This is a genomic window from Streptomyces sp. GESEQ-35 (assembly GCF_017948485.1).
Lineage (GTDB): Bacteria > Actinomycetota > Actinomycetes > Streptomycetales > Streptomycetaceae > Streptomyces.
Window position 1 is genome coordinate 1 of sequence record NZ_JAFFSX010000022.1, and the last position, 14738, is coordinate 14738.

Consider the following 14738-nt stretch of genomic DNA (forward strand, 5'->3'; position numbering starts at 1 on the left):
GGGGGGGGGGGGGGGGGGGGGGGGTGTTGGGGGGGGGGGGGGGGGGGGGGCGCCGGCGGGGGGGGGGGCGGCGGGGGCGGGCGGGGGGGGGGGGGGAGGGGGCGGCGGGGGGGGGGGGGGGGGGGGGGGGGGGGGGGGGGGGGGGGGGGGGTGGGGGGGGGGGGGGGGGCGGTGGCGGGGGGGGGGCGTTGTCAGTGGTGGTTGCGACTATGGGGTTATGACCATTCGCCGGATTGTTTCCAATGTTCAGGTCGCGTCTGAGGAGTCGATGGGCTCCAGCCGTGACTTCTACGGACTGCTGGGGTTCGAGGAAGTCATGGACATGGGGTGGGCGGTGACGCTCGCGTCCCCCGCCAACCCCACCGCCCAGATCAGCTTCTTCACCGAGGAGCGCACCGCGCCCGTCGTCCCCGACCTGAGTGTCGAGGTCGAGGACGTCGACTCGGTGTACGCGCAGGTGAACGCCTCGGGCGCGGAGATCGTACGAGAACTGCGGGACGAGGAGTGGGGCGTACGACGCTTCTTCGTCCGGGATCCGATCGGGCGGGTGGTGAATGTGCTGAGTCACCGCGCCTAGCCGTATCCAGCAACGTCCTTCGCACGCACTCGCCCAGGAGCCGATCACCATGAGCCGCCCCGCACGACGTCCGATCCCCGACCTCGCGCTGCGCCCCCCGATGGGCTGGAACAGCTGGGACTGCTACGGCACCACCGTCACGGAGGGGGAGGTGCTCGCCAACGCGGAGTTCATGCGTGAGCACCTGCTGCCGCACGGCTGGGACATCGTGGTGGTGGACATCCAGTGGTACGACCCCACCGCCCGCGCCCATGGCTACAACCCCGGCGCTCCGGTGGTCCTCGACGCCCACGGCCGTCAGCTGCCTGCCCCGAACCGGTTTCCGTCCGCGGCGGACGGCGTCGGATTCGGTCCGCTGGCCGAGCGTGTGCACCAACTGGGGCTGCGTTTCGGCCTGCACATCATGCGCGGCATCCCGCGGCGTGCCGTCGCCGCCCGACTGCCCGTCGCTGGGACCGGTTTCACCGCGGACGAGATCGCCGACACCGGCTCCGTATGCCCGTGGAACAGCGACAACTACGGGCTGAACCACGACCATCCGGGCGCCCAGGCGTACTACGACGCGCAGGTCGCCCAGTTCGCGCGGTGGGGCGTCGACTTCATCAAGGCCGACGACATGCTCTTCCCCTACCACGAGCGGGAGATCTCCGCCTATGCCGAGGCCATCGCCCGTAGCGGCCGGTCCATCGAGCTGAGCCTGTCGCCCGGTACGGATGTCTCCGTCGCACATCTTGAGCATCTGCGGGACACGGCCACGATGTGGCGCGTCTGCGACGACCTCTGGGACCGGTGGGAGGACGTCGAGGCGCAGTTCGGCCGTATGGCCCGGTGGGCACCCTGGCAGGGCGAGCGCGGCTGGGCCGACGCCGACATGCTGCCGCTCGGTCACATCGGCATCCGGGCCGAGCGCGGAGAGGACCGGCTCTGTCTCCTCACCCGCGACGAGCAGATCAGTCTGCTGAGCCTGTGGCTGATCTCCCGTTCCCCGCTGATGATGGGCGGCGATCTGCCCAGCAGTCCGGCGGAGACCATCGAACTGCTCACGAACGACGAGGCGCTCGACGTCCTGTGGCACGGTACGGACAGCCGCGAGGTGCTCCGTGAGGACGAGCTTGTGCTGTGGACGGCCGGTGACAGGGACGGACGTACGCGCTATGCGGCCGTGTTCTCACTGGCGGACAGCCCGGAGAAGGTCACCGTGCCCCTCGGCTCCATAGGCGCCCGGCCCGACGACCGCATCCGCGAACTGTGGACCCGCACGGACCTCGCCCACGACGGCCACAGCCTCCACGTCGACCTACCGGCCCACGGCTCGGCCCTCTACCGGCTCACCCCGCCGGACAGGCCCTAGCCCCGCCGGTCCGCGACCGCCCACGACGCCAGAGCCACGGCACCCGCGACCCCGAAGACGGCAGGCCAGGCGCCCACCTTCTTCGCGAGCGGGTGGGAACCGGCGAAGGCGGCGACATACGTGGCGGTCAGTGCGCCGGCGGCCTTCCCGCCGGCCTGCTGTCGCCACTGCAGCGCGGCCGCGGTCCCGGCGACGGCCAGCACGGCACCGCCGAGCTCCCGCTTCCTGGTCCACCGCGCCACGCCGTACCCGCCGACGAGCCCGCTCGCGGCGACCACCGCGCTGGGAACCTTCGCCATGCCTGCCTCCTGCTGCCGCTCACGACCGATCCGCCGTTCAGGACCGATACGCCCCGAGGCTAACCCGCACGCTGCGTGAACCCGACAGGAACCCATGTGAAGACACTCACCACCCCGGACGGCACCCGCATCGCCTACCGCGACCACAGTCCGTCGCCCACCCCGCAGCCCCACGACCCCGTACTGCTCCTGCACGGGCTGGCGGGTCACATGGGCGAGTGGGGCGACCTGGTGCGACGGCTGCTGGACGACGGCCGCCGGGTGGTGACGTACGACGCCCGGGGTCACGGCGCCAGCACCCGCCGTCCGCCGACGGTCAGTCGGGAGGCCTGCGTCGCGGATGCCGTGGCTCTCATCGAGGAACTCTCCCTGGCCCCTGTGACCCTGATCGGCCAGTCCCTGGGCGGCCATACGGCCATGCTGCTGGCCGCCGTGCACCCCACCCTCGTGAAGGCCCTGGTCCTCATCGAGGCCGGCCCGGGCGAACCGACCCCGGACCTGCCCTCCCACATCGCGGCCTGGCTGGACAGCTGGCCCACCCCCTTCCGCTCCCCGGCCGCGGCCCGGGCCTTCTTCGGCCATGAGGCGTGGGCGGCGAACCTGGAGGAACGGGAGGACGGCTGGTACCCGAGGGTCGATCGGGACACAATGATCGCGGCCGTGACGGAACTGGCCACCCACGACTACTGGGACCACTGGACCAGGATCACCTGCCCGGCGCTCGTGATCCGCGGAGCGGACGGCACCATGCCCGAGCGCGACCACACGGAGATGCGGGCCCGCCGCCCCACCCGTACGACCCTCGAAGTGATCCCGGCCGCGGCCCACGACGTACATCTGGACCAGCCGGAACGCCTGCACGCGGCGGTGAGTACGTTCCTCACGACCGATGCCGGGACAGCCGTACACGAAGACGTCCACGAAGAACTGCGAGCGAACCGTGAGTGATGACCTCGACCGCGCCCTGACCGTCGCGACCCGGCTGGCCGAGTGGGCGGCGGAGGTGATCCGCCGGCCGCGTGGCGCGGCGGACGGTCCGGTGCGGGAGAAGGCGGGCCCCGCCGACATCGTCACGGACACGGACGAGAAGATCGAGACGTATGTACGGTCGCTCCTGCGCTCGGAGTTCCCCTCCTACGGCATCGAAGGCGAGGAGCACGGCGTCCACGAGGGCGCGCCGGACGCCCCGCACTGGGTGATCGACCCGGTCGACGGTACGACGAACTACGCGCACGGCATCGGCTGGTGCTCCTTCTCGCTGGGCCTGGCCGCCTCCGACGGCACACCGCTGCTGGGAGTCGTCGCCGACCCCTGGCGCCGTGAGGTCTTCACGGCGATCCGCGGCCGGGGCGCCCACCTGAACGGCACCCCCACCCACGCCGCCGACCACACCACCCTCACCGGCCACGTCTTCCTCACCGAATGGGCGGCCCACGCGCACTGGCCCGGCATGGACCGCCTGCTGGCCGAACTCTCCGCCCGCCACTGCACGGTCCGTGTGATGGGCTCCACCGCCCTCTCCCTGGCCCAGGTCGCCGCGGGCCGCGCCTCGGCCACCGCGATCGGCGAGTTCCACCCCGTGGACGGTCTCCCGGCCCTCCTGATCGCCACGGAGGCGGGCGCGGTGGCGCTGCCGCAACTCCCTGCCTACGACGAGCCGTTGCTGCTGGCCGCGCCGGGAGTGGCGGGAGAAGCGGAGGAGTTGTGGCGGGCGACCGTACGGCCTGAGTGATCGCGCAGCTCTCGACCTCACCTCGGCGCACAAAATTCCGCACTCGCGGCAACCCTTCCGTGTCCGGTGGCGACAGAGGAACGGAAGCGGCCCGAGAGACAGCCGATGCGGCAGGAGTGGCACAGGAGTGGCATCCGATGCGGCAGAAGGCAAACGCTCGGCTGTCTCGGCGGGCCGCTTCCGCCCACCGAACCTCCGTTGTCGTGCTCGGGACTGTCGCCCACCATCCAGCCGCCGTGCGCCAGACCCAGACCACAACGGCCCGCGGCCAGCCGGAAATTGCGGGCGCCCGGCCGCGGCTGTGGGTCAGTCTGCGACGACGAAGCGGGCGGTGAGGGACTCGAACGTCGTGTCGCCGTCGTTGGCCGTCGCGAGCGTCGAAACGTACCAGCGGCCCTGGTCCAGCTCGGCTGCCTCCTTCTTCGTGATCCGCAGCGTGTAGGTGCAGCGGGACGTCTCGGCCGAGGTGCTCTCGCACTTGGCGCTGTCCACTTCCCGAAGGTCCGACTCGTTCAGGTCGAGCGCCGAGCCCGCGGGCCACGGGAGGACCTTGAGGTCCCGGATGCCCGAGTCGTCGCTCACATCCGCGGTGAAGGTGAGCGAGCCCGCCTCGCCGTCGGACGGAGCGACGTAGCGGGCCGAGCTGTTCTCCAAGGTCGGCGCCTTGGGGGCCGTGGCCGAGGCCACGGCGAGACCGCCGGCGGTAATTCCGCCGACGACGACAACACCGATGAGCGACGAGACGAGCATGCGCTTGGACATGGGAGATCCCCCTGAGTTCGTTGATGGTTGAAGAGTGGAGAGTGGAGAGTGGATACGCGGAAAGTGCGGTGAAGAACCGCTGGTCGACCGCGTTCTCGATGTGATCGAGCCTACGGTCGGGGGCCGGGCCCGGTCCTCACGCTGCGGGACGATTGCCGCGTCGAACCGGAGATAGAGAACCCCCCGGAGCCTCCACCCCTCGCCACGGCGCTGCCGCGTCTATAACCCAGGTACGAGAACGACATCCCCCTCCAGCCGGAGCCGGGCCGCTCACTCGCGGCCCTAGCCTTGATCCGTCATGAATCGAACCGACGACCGGCTGATCCCGGTCCTGCTGATCTGCGCCCAGGCCCTGGTGTGGCCCGGTGCGGAGCTGATGCGCGGGGCGGTGCCGCCCGCGTCCGCCCTTCTCGTGGCGGCCCTGGTCGCCGGACCGGTGACGGCCGCACTCGCCCTCCGCCGCAGCCGCCCGGTGGCCACCCTCGTCCTGGTCGCCGTCGCCTGTGCGCTCGGCGCCGGGCCCTTGCCCACCGGGGCGTTGGCGGTACTCGGAACCGCGGGCGTCGCGCTGGCCCTGTTCACCGTGGCGACCGAACGCGACACCTTCACCACCGTGCTGTGCGTGCTGGCCCTCGCCACCTGGCAGCTCCTGCAAGGCATCAGCCTGCACGGGCTCAGCGACCGGAACGGCCTCGACCTCGTCCTGACCGCCGTCCTGTACGCCCTCGCGTGCGGCGCGGGTCTCCTCGTACGGCGGACCCGCCGCGCGCGACGCACGGCCGAACGGCAGCTGAAGCGGGCCGAGGCGGAGCGCCATCGGCTCCCGGCGGTCGAACGGCGCCGCATGGAACGGGAGTTGCACGACGTCAGCGCCCACCACCTGACGGCCGTGGTGGTCACCGCGGGCGCGGCACTCGGACTGCGTGACCGTCGTCCCGAACTGGCCGACGAGGCGCTCCGGTTCGCGGTCGAGACCGGCCGCGAAGTCACCCGGGCGCTGGGCGCCGTACGGGCGCCGGCGCCCTCGCGGGAGGAACTGCCGTCGCCGGAGGAGCGGCTGCGGGCTCTGGTCGAGGGCTTCCGCCGACTGGACCAGCCGGTCGACTGCGAGATCGACCCGCTGCCGGACGGCGCCGTCGCGGACGCCGCGTACGGCATCGTGCGCGAGGCGCTGACCAACGTGGCACGGCACGCCCCCGGTGCGCATACGAGGGTGCTGTGCCGGTACGGCGACACCCGCACGGACGTGGTGGTCACGAGTGCGGTTCCGCCGGCCGGTGCGGTGGCGCACGGCGCGGGTCTGGGCGGCGGACGCGGCCAGGGCTTCCTGCGATCCCGGGCCCGTGAGGCGGGCGGCACCCTGCACACCGGCCCGACGGCGGACGGCGGCTGGGAGGTGCGCGCGGTCCTGCCCGGCCGCACCGCCGCCCCGCCGGAGCGGTCCGTGCCGCGCAACTACCGCCTGGCGCAGGTGACGGCCGCCGTCGGCCTCGTCCTCCAGCCGCTGCTCCCTGTGCTGGTCATCCGGGCGGAGCCGACGTCGAACAGCACGCAGGTGTCCGCGGGCGTGCTCTTCGCGCTGCTGGCCGCGGCCCAGGCGGTCGCGCTGCTGTGGCTGCGCCGGACGCCCCGCACGTCGTACGGCGTTCTGCTCGGCCTCGCCCTGCTCTGGCCGGTGGCGATGGCCACCGGCGGGTACACCGGTCCGGTCGTCCTGCCGCCCGCGCTGAGCATGCTCGCCACCTGCACGGCGCTCGCCGCGGACGCGGCCCGTACGGCCAGTGGCGCGGCCCCGGCCGGTGACCGTCCGCGCATGCCCCTGCCGATCCTCCGAGCCGCGGTGATCGTGCCGGCCGTTGCCGTGCACGCGGCCGCCGCGATCACCGCCGTACTGGACCGGGGGACGACGGTCCCCGTCTGGGCGGTCGTCGTGTCGGCGACGGCCGGGACGTCGCTGGTGGTCGCCGCGGCCCGGTGGGCCGGGGCCCTGCGCGGACGGCGCGACCGGGTCGCCCGGGGCCGGCGGGAGGAACGTCTCGCCGCCTGGACCGAGGAGGCCGTCCGGGACGCGTGGGCCGAGCGCCGCCGGATCACCGCCGGACTGGAGACCACCGTGCTGGCGCGCACCGCCGACATGGTCGAGCAGGCGCAGACGGGCCGCCTCGACGCGACCGCCGAGCGCGCCCGCGAGGCCCTGGCCGCGATGCGCGCCCTGCTCGACACGGTCCGGGACGGTGAGACGGGGCCCGAACTGCGGCCGCAGCCCACCCTCCAGGCGCTGGACCTGCTCGCCCACCAGTCCCGGGCCACCGGCCGCGACGTCGAGATCCGGCTGACCGGCCGCGTACCGGAGCGGCTGCCCACCGCGGTGGACCTGGCCGCCTACCATGCCGCCGAGACGCTGCTCGCGACCGGCGGCGAGCAGCCCGCGGTACTCGAACTCGACGCGGACGACGAAACGTTGACGCTCACCGCCACCGGCGTGCCCGACGCCGCCGGTCCCGCGGTACGGCAGCTGCTGGCGGCCCGGGGCGCGGTTCTCGGCGGCACGCTGACCACCGGCCCGCCGGGTACGGTCATCCTCCGGCTGCCACTCGCGCCGGGTCCGCAGCAGGCAGACCAGGCAGACGAGGTGAGGGAACGATGAGCCTCAGCGTGCTGGTCGTCGACGACCAGGGTGTCGTACGGGCCGGATTCGCCGCGGTGATCGACGCCGAGGAGGACATGACGGTCGTCGGTGAGGCCGCCGACGGTGTCGCCGCGGTACGTCTCGCCGAGGAGCTGGCACCCGACGTGGTCGTCATGGACGTACGGATGCCCGAACTGGACGGCATCGCCGCCACCCGCATCATCACCGGCCGGGAGAACGCACCCCGTGTCCTCGTCCTGACCACCTTCGACCTCGACGCGTACGTCTTCGACGCGCTGCGCGCCGGAGCCTCCGGATTCCTGCTCAAGGACGTACACGCCGCCGAACTGCTGCACGGCATCCGGGTGGTGGCCGCCGGGGAGAGCGTCCTCGCCCCGTCCGCGACCCGTCGGCTCATCGGTCACTACGCGTCCGCGGCCGGCACCGGGATGCGGGCCGAGAGCGGTCCGCGTGAGCTGGACAGCCTGACCGGCAGCCAGCACAACGTCCTGGCCCTCCTGGCGTCCGGACTCAACAACGCGGAGATCGCCGAGCAACTCGGCATCACCGTGGGCACCGTCAAGTCCCACGTGAACGCCCTGCTGCGCAAGCTCGGGCTGCGTGACCGCGTACAGGCGACGATCCTCGCGTACGACCTCGGCCTCGCCCGCCCGAACCCGCCCGGTACCCACCTCTGACGGCCCCACCGGCCACCGCCCCCGCCACGACGGACCACGCACCACGCACCACGCCCATGACCCCAACAACCGAGGAGCCCACCACCGTGACCGGTTCCGGCCGATCCCTTCCCCGCAGTCTGCGCCACGCTCTCGGCAACGTCGTCGCCCGCGTCTACCTCGCGGTCTGCGCCCTGCTGCTCGTGTGGGCCGTCGTGGTGAGCGTCGGCGACAGCTCGGACGAGTCCATGGCGGGTGTCATCCCGCTGCTCGCCACCGCCCCGGCCAGCCTTGTGCTCCTGGTGTTGCCGGACCACCCCGCGATGCTCGTCGCCGCCGTTGTACTCGGGGCGGTGGTCAACGCCACGGTCATCGGCTGGTGCGCCCGGGCACTGCGTGGCGGCGACAGCGCGGGGGCGTGAGGGGGCGAGGTTGTGGGCTCAGCAGCCAGTCATACGAGGCCGGTTCGCGTACTCGCGCCACCACGGGACGGACAACGACGTGAAAGTTCCTGGCACGATCATGTGGAGATTGGGAAGGGTCTCAGGCATGAGCTTCACGAATATGCCACCTTTCATACCGGGCCTTGAACTCTCGCGCCGCTTCTACACAGATGCCGTACGCCCTCTCCTTGAGGAAGCCGCCCCCGGAATCCCGCACTCCGCCGCCCGTCTCGGCAGCGGTTCCGAGGTTCTCGGCTACGACACCCCTCGCTCGACCGACCACGAATGGGGCCCACGTCTGCAACTCTTCCTCCGCCGCCGGGACGTCTCCCGGCACGGCGGCCGTATCAGACATCTCCTCGCCGAACACCTCCCGAAGACGTTCGAGGGCTACCCGACCCACTTCGCCCCCACCGGCGACGGTGACATCCGCGTCATGCAGGCCACCGACGGACCGGTCCACCACCGCATCGAAGTCACCCATAGCGCCGCCTGGTTCACCGACGTCCTCGGCTTCGACCCGGCTCAGGGCGTCACCCCGGCGGACTGGCTGGCCACCCCCACCCAACTCCTCGCCGAGGTCACCGCCGGCGCCGTGTTCCACGACGGCCTCCACGAACTCGGCCCCTTACGCCACACCCTCCGCTGGTACCCGCGCGACGTCTGGCTCCACGTCCTGGCCTGCCAGTGGCAGCGCATCTCCCAGGAAGAGGCCTTCGTCGGCCGCTGCGGCGAAGTCGGCGACGAACTCGGCTCCGCCGTCGTCACCGCCCGCCTCGTCCGCGACCTGATGCGGCTGTGCCTCCTCATGGACCGCCGCTACCCGCCGTACGGCAAATGGCTCGGCAGCGCGTTCGCCCGCACCCACGCGGCCCCCCGCCTCACCCCCGTCCTCACCGCCGCCCTCGCGGCCGCGGACTGGCACACCCGCGAACGCCATCTCGCGCACGCCTACGAGATAGCCGGCGGCATCCACAACCAGCTCGACCTGACCCCCCGCGTCGACCCGGCCACCCGCCCCTACCACTCCAGACCGTTCAGCGTTCTGCACGCCGAACGCTTTGCCGAGGCCCTGACCCGCCGCATCACCGATCCCGCGATCCGTGAACTGCCGACGGTCGGGGCGGTGGACCAGATTGTGGACAGTACGGAGGTCCTGGTGCGGCCGGAGCTGACGCGGGCGGTGAGTGACGTGATGCGGAAGCAGCGGGCGGAGCTGCTCTGACCGGGGCTTCTCGGGGGTCTCTCGCTGCCCTCGGAGGAGTATCGGAACCGGACTGCCGGCCGGGTCAGATCACGCGGAACAGGTCGGCGGCGGCGTGGACGTCCGTGAGATCCTCGACGGAACGGAGGTTGTCGCACAGGGCGTCCAGCACCGAGTCGGCTTCGGCGACGCGTGGGGCTCCGACGGCGACGCCGAAGACCCGGAAGCCCAGCAGGTGTTTGACGTCGTTCCAGCCGCGCATCCATTCCTCGGTGACGCCGCAGTCGTCGTCGGTGATCATCACGATGTCGCCGCGCGTGCGGGCGGCGTCGTTGAACTCCTCCGCCAGCAGTTCGCCTGCCGCTGTCAGCGGCCTCTGGTAGCTGGTGCCGCCGCCGAGGAAGGTCTCCGCGAAGTCGAGGACCTGGGCGATGTCGGCGGGCCGGCCGGCCGGGAAGCGGAAGACCTGGAGCTTGTCGGCGGCGGAGAACAGAATGCCGACGAAGTCACGCCCCGCGTGGCGGGCCTGATCCAGCAGCGCCAGGGCGCACGCCTTGGCCCACGCCTCCCGGGTGACTCCGCCGGGCCCCGCCTCGTACATGGAGTGCGAGGTGTCCACGCACGCGATGATCGCGCCCTGGCCGGTGGACTGCTCCCCCTGGCTGTCGTAGAGCATCAGCTCCCCGGCGGCGTAGCGCGCGGCGAACACCGCACGCAGCTCGGGCAGACCGAGGTTGGCCAGCTCGGAGGGGATGAGACGGGACAGGTCATCGCCGAGAGTGACGCCGACCAGCTCACCGGTCGCGTTCTCCACCTTGCGGGCGCGCTCGCCGCTCGCCATCTGCCGGAAACGGCCGATCAGTTCGGCCCACTGTGCGAGACGGCCGGTGCGCAGCCGCTCGGCGAGCCGGGCGCGCTGATCGAACGGCATCCGCTCCAGCTCGCCGGCACCGACGCCCCACGCCCGCATCAGCGCGGCCTCCTCCCGCACGGCCTCGGCGGCCTTCGCCGCCGCGTTCCGCGCCGCGGCACCGATACCCGGAGCCGCCGCCGTCCCGAGGGCTTGCGCGGCCTCCCGCGCGGCGGCTTCGGCGGACTCCGCGGCCTCGATCGCCTGTTGTACGGCGTCGGCGGCAGGCGTCGGCACCGTGCCGTCCTCATCGGCCCCGTCGGCAGCCCGCCCGAGCGCCACGCTCACGGCGGTCGCCGCGTCTACGGCGGCCTGCCGGGCCTTCTTCGCCCGCTCGGCCCCTTCCTGGTCATCCCGGGAGCGCTCCAGCATCCGGCGCAGCGCGGCGGCCTGGGCGAGCACGGCCATGGCGGCGGCGTAGGGATCGCCGGCCGTCTCCCGGCGCAGTTCGGCGAACTCCACCGACTCCACCAGCGAGGTGATGACCTGGTGGTTGACCAGCCGGGAGAGGTCCATCTCCGCACGCTCGCGCAACCGCGGGCTGACCTTGTAGGCGGCAACGAACGCGTCGGTCAGCAGGTCGGTGGTGGTGTGGTCGTAGCGGTTGTTGAGCTCCTCCGCCAGGTCACGCAGTCCGGCCGACTGCTCGTAGGTGTCGCGCCAGGTGATCCGGTCGAACCGGTCCGCGACGACGGCTGCGGTGTGCCGCTGGGGGGTGGCGGCGGACAGGCTCAGCCACTTACCGGCTCGGCTCGCCAGTTCGTCGAGCTTGCGCGGTGTCTCGCCCATGGTGCTGATCCCTTGTCTCTATGCCCTGGTCCTGATCCCGTGGTCTTGCTCCCCTGCTTCCCTCGTCCTGATCCGGTGTTCAGGGTTGGGCCTGCACCATGCTCGCGTCCATGCCGAGGGCCTCGGTGAGAACGCGGGCGCGGACGGCGCGTTGGCGGCCGGTGACCCGGTCGATGGCGGCGGTGGAGCGGCCGCCGCCCGCCGCCTCCGCGCGCAGCTGCTCCAGCCGCTTCCCCGCCATGGCGAGCTGGTTGTGGGCCTTCTTGATGACCCACTCGCTGAGCGCCTCGCGGGACTGCCCGGCCATGGCGTCGAGTTGGGCCTCCAGCTCATCGATGGCGTCGGCCAGGTCGAGCGCTTCCTTGGCATCGGGGTTGACCAGTTGCAGCACCTCGCGCTCGACGGTCGGGCGCTCGGCGGGCGAGTCCCACAGCACGTGAGTCAGCACCGACAGGTCGGTCTCGGCGACCGCCGGGCGGCTGTCGAGGTACGCGGACGCCTGGAGCAGACCCACCGCCTGCCGCCAGCGGCGATCGGAGGCGACGAGTTCCTTGCGGCGCAGGGCGGCCCGCAGCGTGCACACCGCGTCCACGATCACGTCGGGAACGTCGACGGCCGGAACGCCTTCGGTCACGGCGTGCTGCAACGCGGCCAGCTCGACCGTGGTCCGTGTCGGTGCCTCCGGGCGGCTGACGGCGGAACGGACCAGCGCGGCGAAGTTCGAGGGGTCCTCCAGGTACCCGACCTCGATCCGCACCAGCAGCCGGTCGTAGATCGCGGCCGAATCCTCTGCGCTGGGCAGTTCGTTGCTCGCCGTGATCGCCCCGATCAGGGGGCAACGGATCGGCTCGCCGCCGCTCTCGGGGTGGTAGATCCGCTCGTTGAGGTAGCCCAACGTCTCGTTCAGCGCCGCCGTGGAGCACTTGAAAATCTCGTCGATGAACGCGATATGGGCGGTCGTGGCGCGGCCGTCGTAGACCTGGCGGTACTCACCCCGGGCCAGCGCGGCGACGTCTATGGGGCCGAACATCCTCGTAGGCGCGGTGAACTTCGACAGGAGGATCTCCCAGTAGGCCGCCCCCTCGAACCGGCCCGTGAGTTCCCGGGCCAACTCGGACTTCGCCGTCCCGGGCGGGCCGAGCACCAACGAGTGCTGCCCGGCCAGCAGCGTCACCACCAGCGTCCGCACCACGTCGGCCCGCTCGTAGAAACGGTCCGACAGCTCGTCGCTGATCGTCCGGAGCCGGTCGGCCGTGTCCTGCGTGTCCTGCGTGTCCTGCGTTTCCGTTTCGCCCATCTACGACTTCAACTCCTTGCCCGTGACGCCCGGTTGGGGTGATGAGACGGGCGCTCCCCTCCGAAGCTACGACGAATAGACACGTCGCTGGGGGTGATAGCGGTTTCACCAGCCGCCGTCCGCGCCGTCGTCGGGCACCCAGCGCAGCACGTCGCCCGGCACCCCGCGTTCGACCACCTTGCCTGGGTGAGGATCCAACGGGCCCGATCTCCACCTGCGTAGCGCCCATCGAGGTCGCAGGCCAGGTGCCACAGCTCGTCGCCATGGCGGCGCAGCAGCTATTTGTTGCTCCAGAACGCCAGGGCCTCGGTGATCAGATCCTTGGCGGCGTCGCCGTACCTCGCGGCGTTGCTGAAGGCGGCGAAGGCCTTGTCGTGGAGGGCGAGTTCGTCCGGATCGGTGATGTCCACGCCGGAGGAGACGAGTTCGTAGTGGACGCTGTCGCCGCCGCGCATGTTGAAGCCGGGCATGGGGATCACGCTCACTTCGGCGGTGGCGGCGAGGATACCGAGGGTGAGTGAGGGCAGGTCGATATCCCGGAGGAGGCGTTCCATCTGCCCGCGCATCACCTCTGGCCCTCCGACGTTCGTGTAGAGGGCCTGCTCACCGAGGATCACGTCATATTGGTGCTCACCGTCGTATAAAACCTGCTGCCGCTCCATCCGCTTGGCCACCCCAGCCGGTACGTCGTCCGGCACACCGAGGAAGTCCACAACCCGACGGAGGATGACGGTCGCGTAGGCCTCGGTCTGGAGGGTGCCCCAGATCATGTCGGGCACGTACCCCTTGCCGTGCCGGGTCTGTTGGTACCAGCGGATCACCTCGTCCTGGATGTCTTCAGTGCCGGTGGACAACCGCTGCTGCCAGGGGATGAAGCTCGTCATTACGTTCGTCCTCTTGTCGTCCGGTCGTCGGCAGAGTGATCCGACCGGTCATCAACATGTCGTGGCTCACTCAGCGTGCCGCGATTACCGGACAGGACACGACAGTTCAGGCTTCGAGCGATTCGGAGAGCACGTCACCATCGTGAGCGACAAATACGAGGGGCGCTCGAGGTAGAAACCGAGTGAAACGTCGGCTCCCGAATCCAGCCTCTCAGCAGCGGAGTTGACCATCGAGATCAGGCGGGCAACGTCGCGGTCCGTCTCGGAGACGAACCGGGGCGCGTATTCGGCCAAGCGCTCGCCCAGCCAGGCCGCCGCTTCCTTGGGCTCGTTCCACGTGCCACGAACCAAAGAGCGCGGTTTGACGAGCCAGTACGCCGTCTCCAGCGGGGGAAGATCTGCGGTCGGGAACCCCGCCTCCACCTCGCGATAGCGCTGGATCAGCTCCGGCCTGCCTTCCGCCGGGGGTGGTTCAGGGTGCGGTGGACGCCGCAGGGCTTCGTCGTCGAAGCGTTCTTTCGGGCCCGCCCATAGATATCCGTGATGGTGCACCAGTCGTCCCCATCTGGCGTCGAAGATCGAGGGGAAACCGGTCCCGATTCCGTCCGGGAAGCGGGACCGGTTGGGGGAGTGAAGGGACGGTCAGACAGACAGTCCGAACCTCGCGGGGTCGATGCCGGCCGAGTCCAGCTCCTCCGTGGTGAACCGGAGCGGCTCCGCGTCCGGCCGCTTGCTGTCGCCCAAGGCCCAGGCGTTGTCGCCGATACGGGCCAGGGTCACGCAGCCCTCCGTACAGGGGCCTCCGCACGCCTTCGTGAAGGAGGCGTCGGTGATATCGATTCCGTAGAGGTTGGTTTCGTTCGGCATTTGCTGTGCCTTTCTGTTTGGCTGTTGCGGGTGGGGGGTGCCGTCGCCGCCCTGGGGCGGGACTTCTAGTACTGCTTCACACTTGGCGGTGAAGACGGCCCTATGCAGCGGGAGGCAATAGCAGGGCGATCAAGTCGATGAGTGCTGGGTGAGCTTCAGACCGTTGGCTTTGGTCAGCTTCCGCGTAGCGCGGGGCCTGCACACGTCTTCGGCGTTGCGGTGGCTGGAGGTCGTGTACGGCGGCCCAGATGCTCTGTCATGGATGTGGCTGTCGTATGGCATGCCGGGCTGGATGACGACTTGGCAGCGGAAACAGA

General features: G+C 71.1%; 15 protein-coding genes. 8 read left to right on the forward strand and 7 right to left on the reverse strand.

Features of this window, described 5'->3' with window-relative positions:
• The first annotated feature begins 217 nt into the window (after positions 1-217).
• Both KCH87_RS33370 and KCH87_RS33375 read left to right on the forward strand, forming a co-directional pair.
• A complete protein-coding gene (locus KCH87_RS33370; RefSeq protein ID WP_210590967.1) occupies positions 218-577 on the forward strand; it encodes a VOC family protein in 360 nt (119 codons plus the stop codon).
• A 49-nt stretch (positions 578-626) separates the two neighbouring features.
• The gene (locus KCH87_RS33375) at positions 627-1928 is read left to right on the forward strand and encodes a glycoside hydrolase family 27 protein (RefSeq protein WP_247197209.1); all 1302 of its coding nucleotides are present in this window, start codon (positions 627-629) and stop codon (positions 1926-1928) included.
• On the opposite strand, the gene KCH87_RS33380 is transcribed toward KCH87_RS33375, so the two are convergent.
• A complete protein-coding gene (locus KCH87_RS33380; RefSeq protein WP_210590969.1) occupies positions 1925-2227 on the reverse strand; it encodes a hypothetical protein in 303 nt (100 codons plus the stop codon). The genes KCH87_RS33375 and KCH87_RS33380 overlap by 4 nt on opposite strands.
• 96 nt (positions 2228-2323) lie before the next feature.
• On the opposite strand from KCH87_RS33380, the gene KCH87_RS33385 reads away from it, so the two are divergent.
• Positions 2324-3175 (forward strand): alpha/beta hydrolase, encoded by an 852-nt coding sequence (locus tag KCH87_RS33385; protein ID WP_308298982.1) that lies wholly within the window; start codon positions 2324-2326, stop codon positions 3173-3175.
• Positions 3168-3959 carry an inositol monophosphatase family protein gene (locus KCH87_RS33390; RefSeq protein WP_308298983.1) on the forward strand — a complete coding sequence of 264 codons (792 nt, stop codon included), beginning with the start codon at positions 3168-3170 and terminating at the stop codon, positions 3957-3959. Before KCH87_RS33385 ends, KCH87_RS33390 begins: the two co-directional genes overlap by 8 nt.
• 306 nt (positions 3960-4265) lie before the next feature.
• Here the strand turns inward: KCH87_RS33390 and KCH87_RS33395 are convergent, their stop codons facing one another.
• Entirely contained in the window at positions 4266-4721 is a 456-nt protein-coding gene (locus KCH87_RS33395) for a DUF5707 domain-containing protein (RefSeq protein WP_210590976.1), read from the reverse strand.
• Between the two features lie 298 nt (positions 4722-5019).
• On the opposite strand from KCH87_RS33395, the gene KCH87_RS33400 reads away from it, so the two are divergent.
• The 4 genes from KCH87_RS33400 (at position 5020) to KCH87_RS33415 (ending at position 9695) form a co-directional block, all read left to right on the forward strand.
• The gene (locus KCH87_RS33400; protein WP_210590978.1) at positions 5020-7368 is read left to right on the forward strand and encodes a histidine kinase; all 2349 of its coding nucleotides are present in this window, start codon (positions 5020-5022) and stop codon (positions 7366-7368) included.
• Positions 7365-8048, forward strand: a complete 684-nt coding sequence (locus KCH87_RS33405; RefSeq protein ID WP_210590980.1) for a response regulator transcription factor — start codon at positions 7365-7367, stop codon at positions 8046-8048. The genes KCH87_RS33400 and KCH87_RS33405 overlap by 4 nt, the downstream gene beginning before the upstream one ends.
• A gap of 56 nt (positions 8049-8104) precedes the next feature.
• Positions 8105-8449 carry an SCO4225 family membrane protein gene (locus KCH87_RS33410; protein ID WP_210590982.1) on the forward strand — a complete coding sequence of 115 codons (345 nt, stop codon included), beginning with the start codon at positions 8105-8107 and terminating at the stop codon, positions 8447-8449.
• A gap of 127 nt (positions 8450-8576) precedes the next feature.
• The gene (locus KCH87_RS33415) at positions 8577-9695 is read left to right on the forward strand and encodes a DUF4037 domain-containing protein (RefSeq protein ID WP_247197210.1); all 1119 of its coding nucleotides are present in this window, start codon (positions 8577-8579) and stop codon (positions 9693-9695) included.
• A 64-nt stretch (positions 9696-9759) separates the two neighbouring features.
• Here KCH87_RS33415 and KCH87_RS33420 read toward each other — a convergent pair whose 3' ends face one another.
• From KCH87_RS33420 to KCH87_RS33440, 5 genes are all read right to left on the reverse strand, one after another.
• Positions 9760-11373, reverse strand: a complete 1614-nt coding sequence (locus tag KCH87_RS33420) for a VWA domain-containing protein (protein ID WP_210590984.1) — start codon at positions 11371-11373, stop codon at positions 9760-9762.
• Positions 11374-11452: 79 nt separating this feature from the next.
• On the reverse strand, positions 11453-12670 hold the full coding sequence (locus tag KCH87_RS33425) for an AAA family ATPase (RefSeq protein ID WP_210590986.1): 1218 nt from the start codon (positions 12668-12670) through the stop codon (positions 11453-11455).
• Positions 12671-12948: 278 nt separating this feature from the next.
• Positions 12949-13554 carry a DUF5753 domain-containing protein gene (locus KCH87_RS33430; RefSeq protein ID WP_210590988.1) on the reverse strand — a complete coding sequence of 202 codons (606 nt, stop codon included), beginning with the start codon at positions 13552-13554 and terminating at the stop codon, positions 12949-12951.
• Positions 13555-13638: 84 nt separating this feature from the next.
• Complete coding sequence (locus tag KCH87_RS33435) at positions 13639-14106, reverse strand: hypothetical protein (RefSeq protein ID WP_210590990.1); 468 nt, start codon at positions 14104-14106, stop codon at positions 13639-13641.
• 90 nt (positions 14107-14196) lie between these two features.
• Positions 14197-14421 (reverse strand): DUF397 domain-containing protein, encoded by a 225-nt coding sequence (locus tag KCH87_RS33440; protein WP_210590993.1) that lies wholly within the window; start codon positions 14419-14421, stop codon positions 14197-14199.
• Positions 14422-14738 lie beyond the last annotated feature (317 nt).

Coding starts and splice junctions, on each gene's coding strand:
- KCH87_RS33370 (WP_210590967.1), top strand. CDS start 218: ATGACCATTCGCCGGATTGTTTCCAATGTTCAGGTCGCGTCTGAGGAG.
- KCH87_RS33440 (WP_210590993.1), bottom strand. CDS start 14,421: ATGCCGAACGAAACCAACCTCTACGGAATCGATATCACCGACGCCTCC.
- KCH87_RS33375 (WP_247197209.1), top strand. CDS start 627: ATGAGCCGCCCCGCACGACGTCCGATCCCCGACCTCGCGCTGCGCCCC.
- KCH87_RS33395 (WP_210590976.1), bottom strand. CDS start 4,721: ATGTCCAAGCGCATGCTCGTCTCGTCGCTCATCGGTGTTGTCGTCGTC.
- KCH87_RS33415 (WP_247197210.1), top strand. CDS start 8,577: ATGAGCTTCACGAATATGCCACCTTTCATACCGGGCCTTGAACTCTCG.
- KCH87_RS33400 (WP_210590978.1), top strand. CDS start 5,020: ATGAATCGAACCGACGACCGGCTGATCCCGGTCCTGCTGATCTGCGCC.
- KCH87_RS33410 (WP_210590982.1), top strand. CDS start 8,105: ATGACCCCAACAACCGAGGAGCCCACCACCGTGACCGGTTCCGGCCGA.
- KCH87_RS33405 (WP_210590980.1), top strand. CDS start 7,365: ATGAGCCTCAGCGTGCTGGTCGTCGACGACCAGGGTGTCGTACGGGCC.
- KCH87_RS33380 (WP_210590969.1), bottom strand. CDS start 2,227: ATGGCGAAGGTTCCCAGCGCGGTGGTCGCCGCGAGCGGGCTCGTCGGC.
- KCH87_RS33420 (WP_210590984.1), bottom strand. CDS start 11,373: ATGGGCGAGACACCGCGCAAGCTCGACGAACTGGCGAGCCGAGCCGGT.
- KCH87_RS33425 (WP_210590986.1), bottom strand. CDS start 12,670: ATGGGCGAAACGGAAACGCAGGACACGCAGGACACGCAGGACACGGCC.
- KCH87_RS33430 (WP_210590988.1), bottom strand. CDS start 13,554: ATGACGAGCTTCATCCCCTGGCAGCAGCGGTTGTCCACCGGCACTGAA.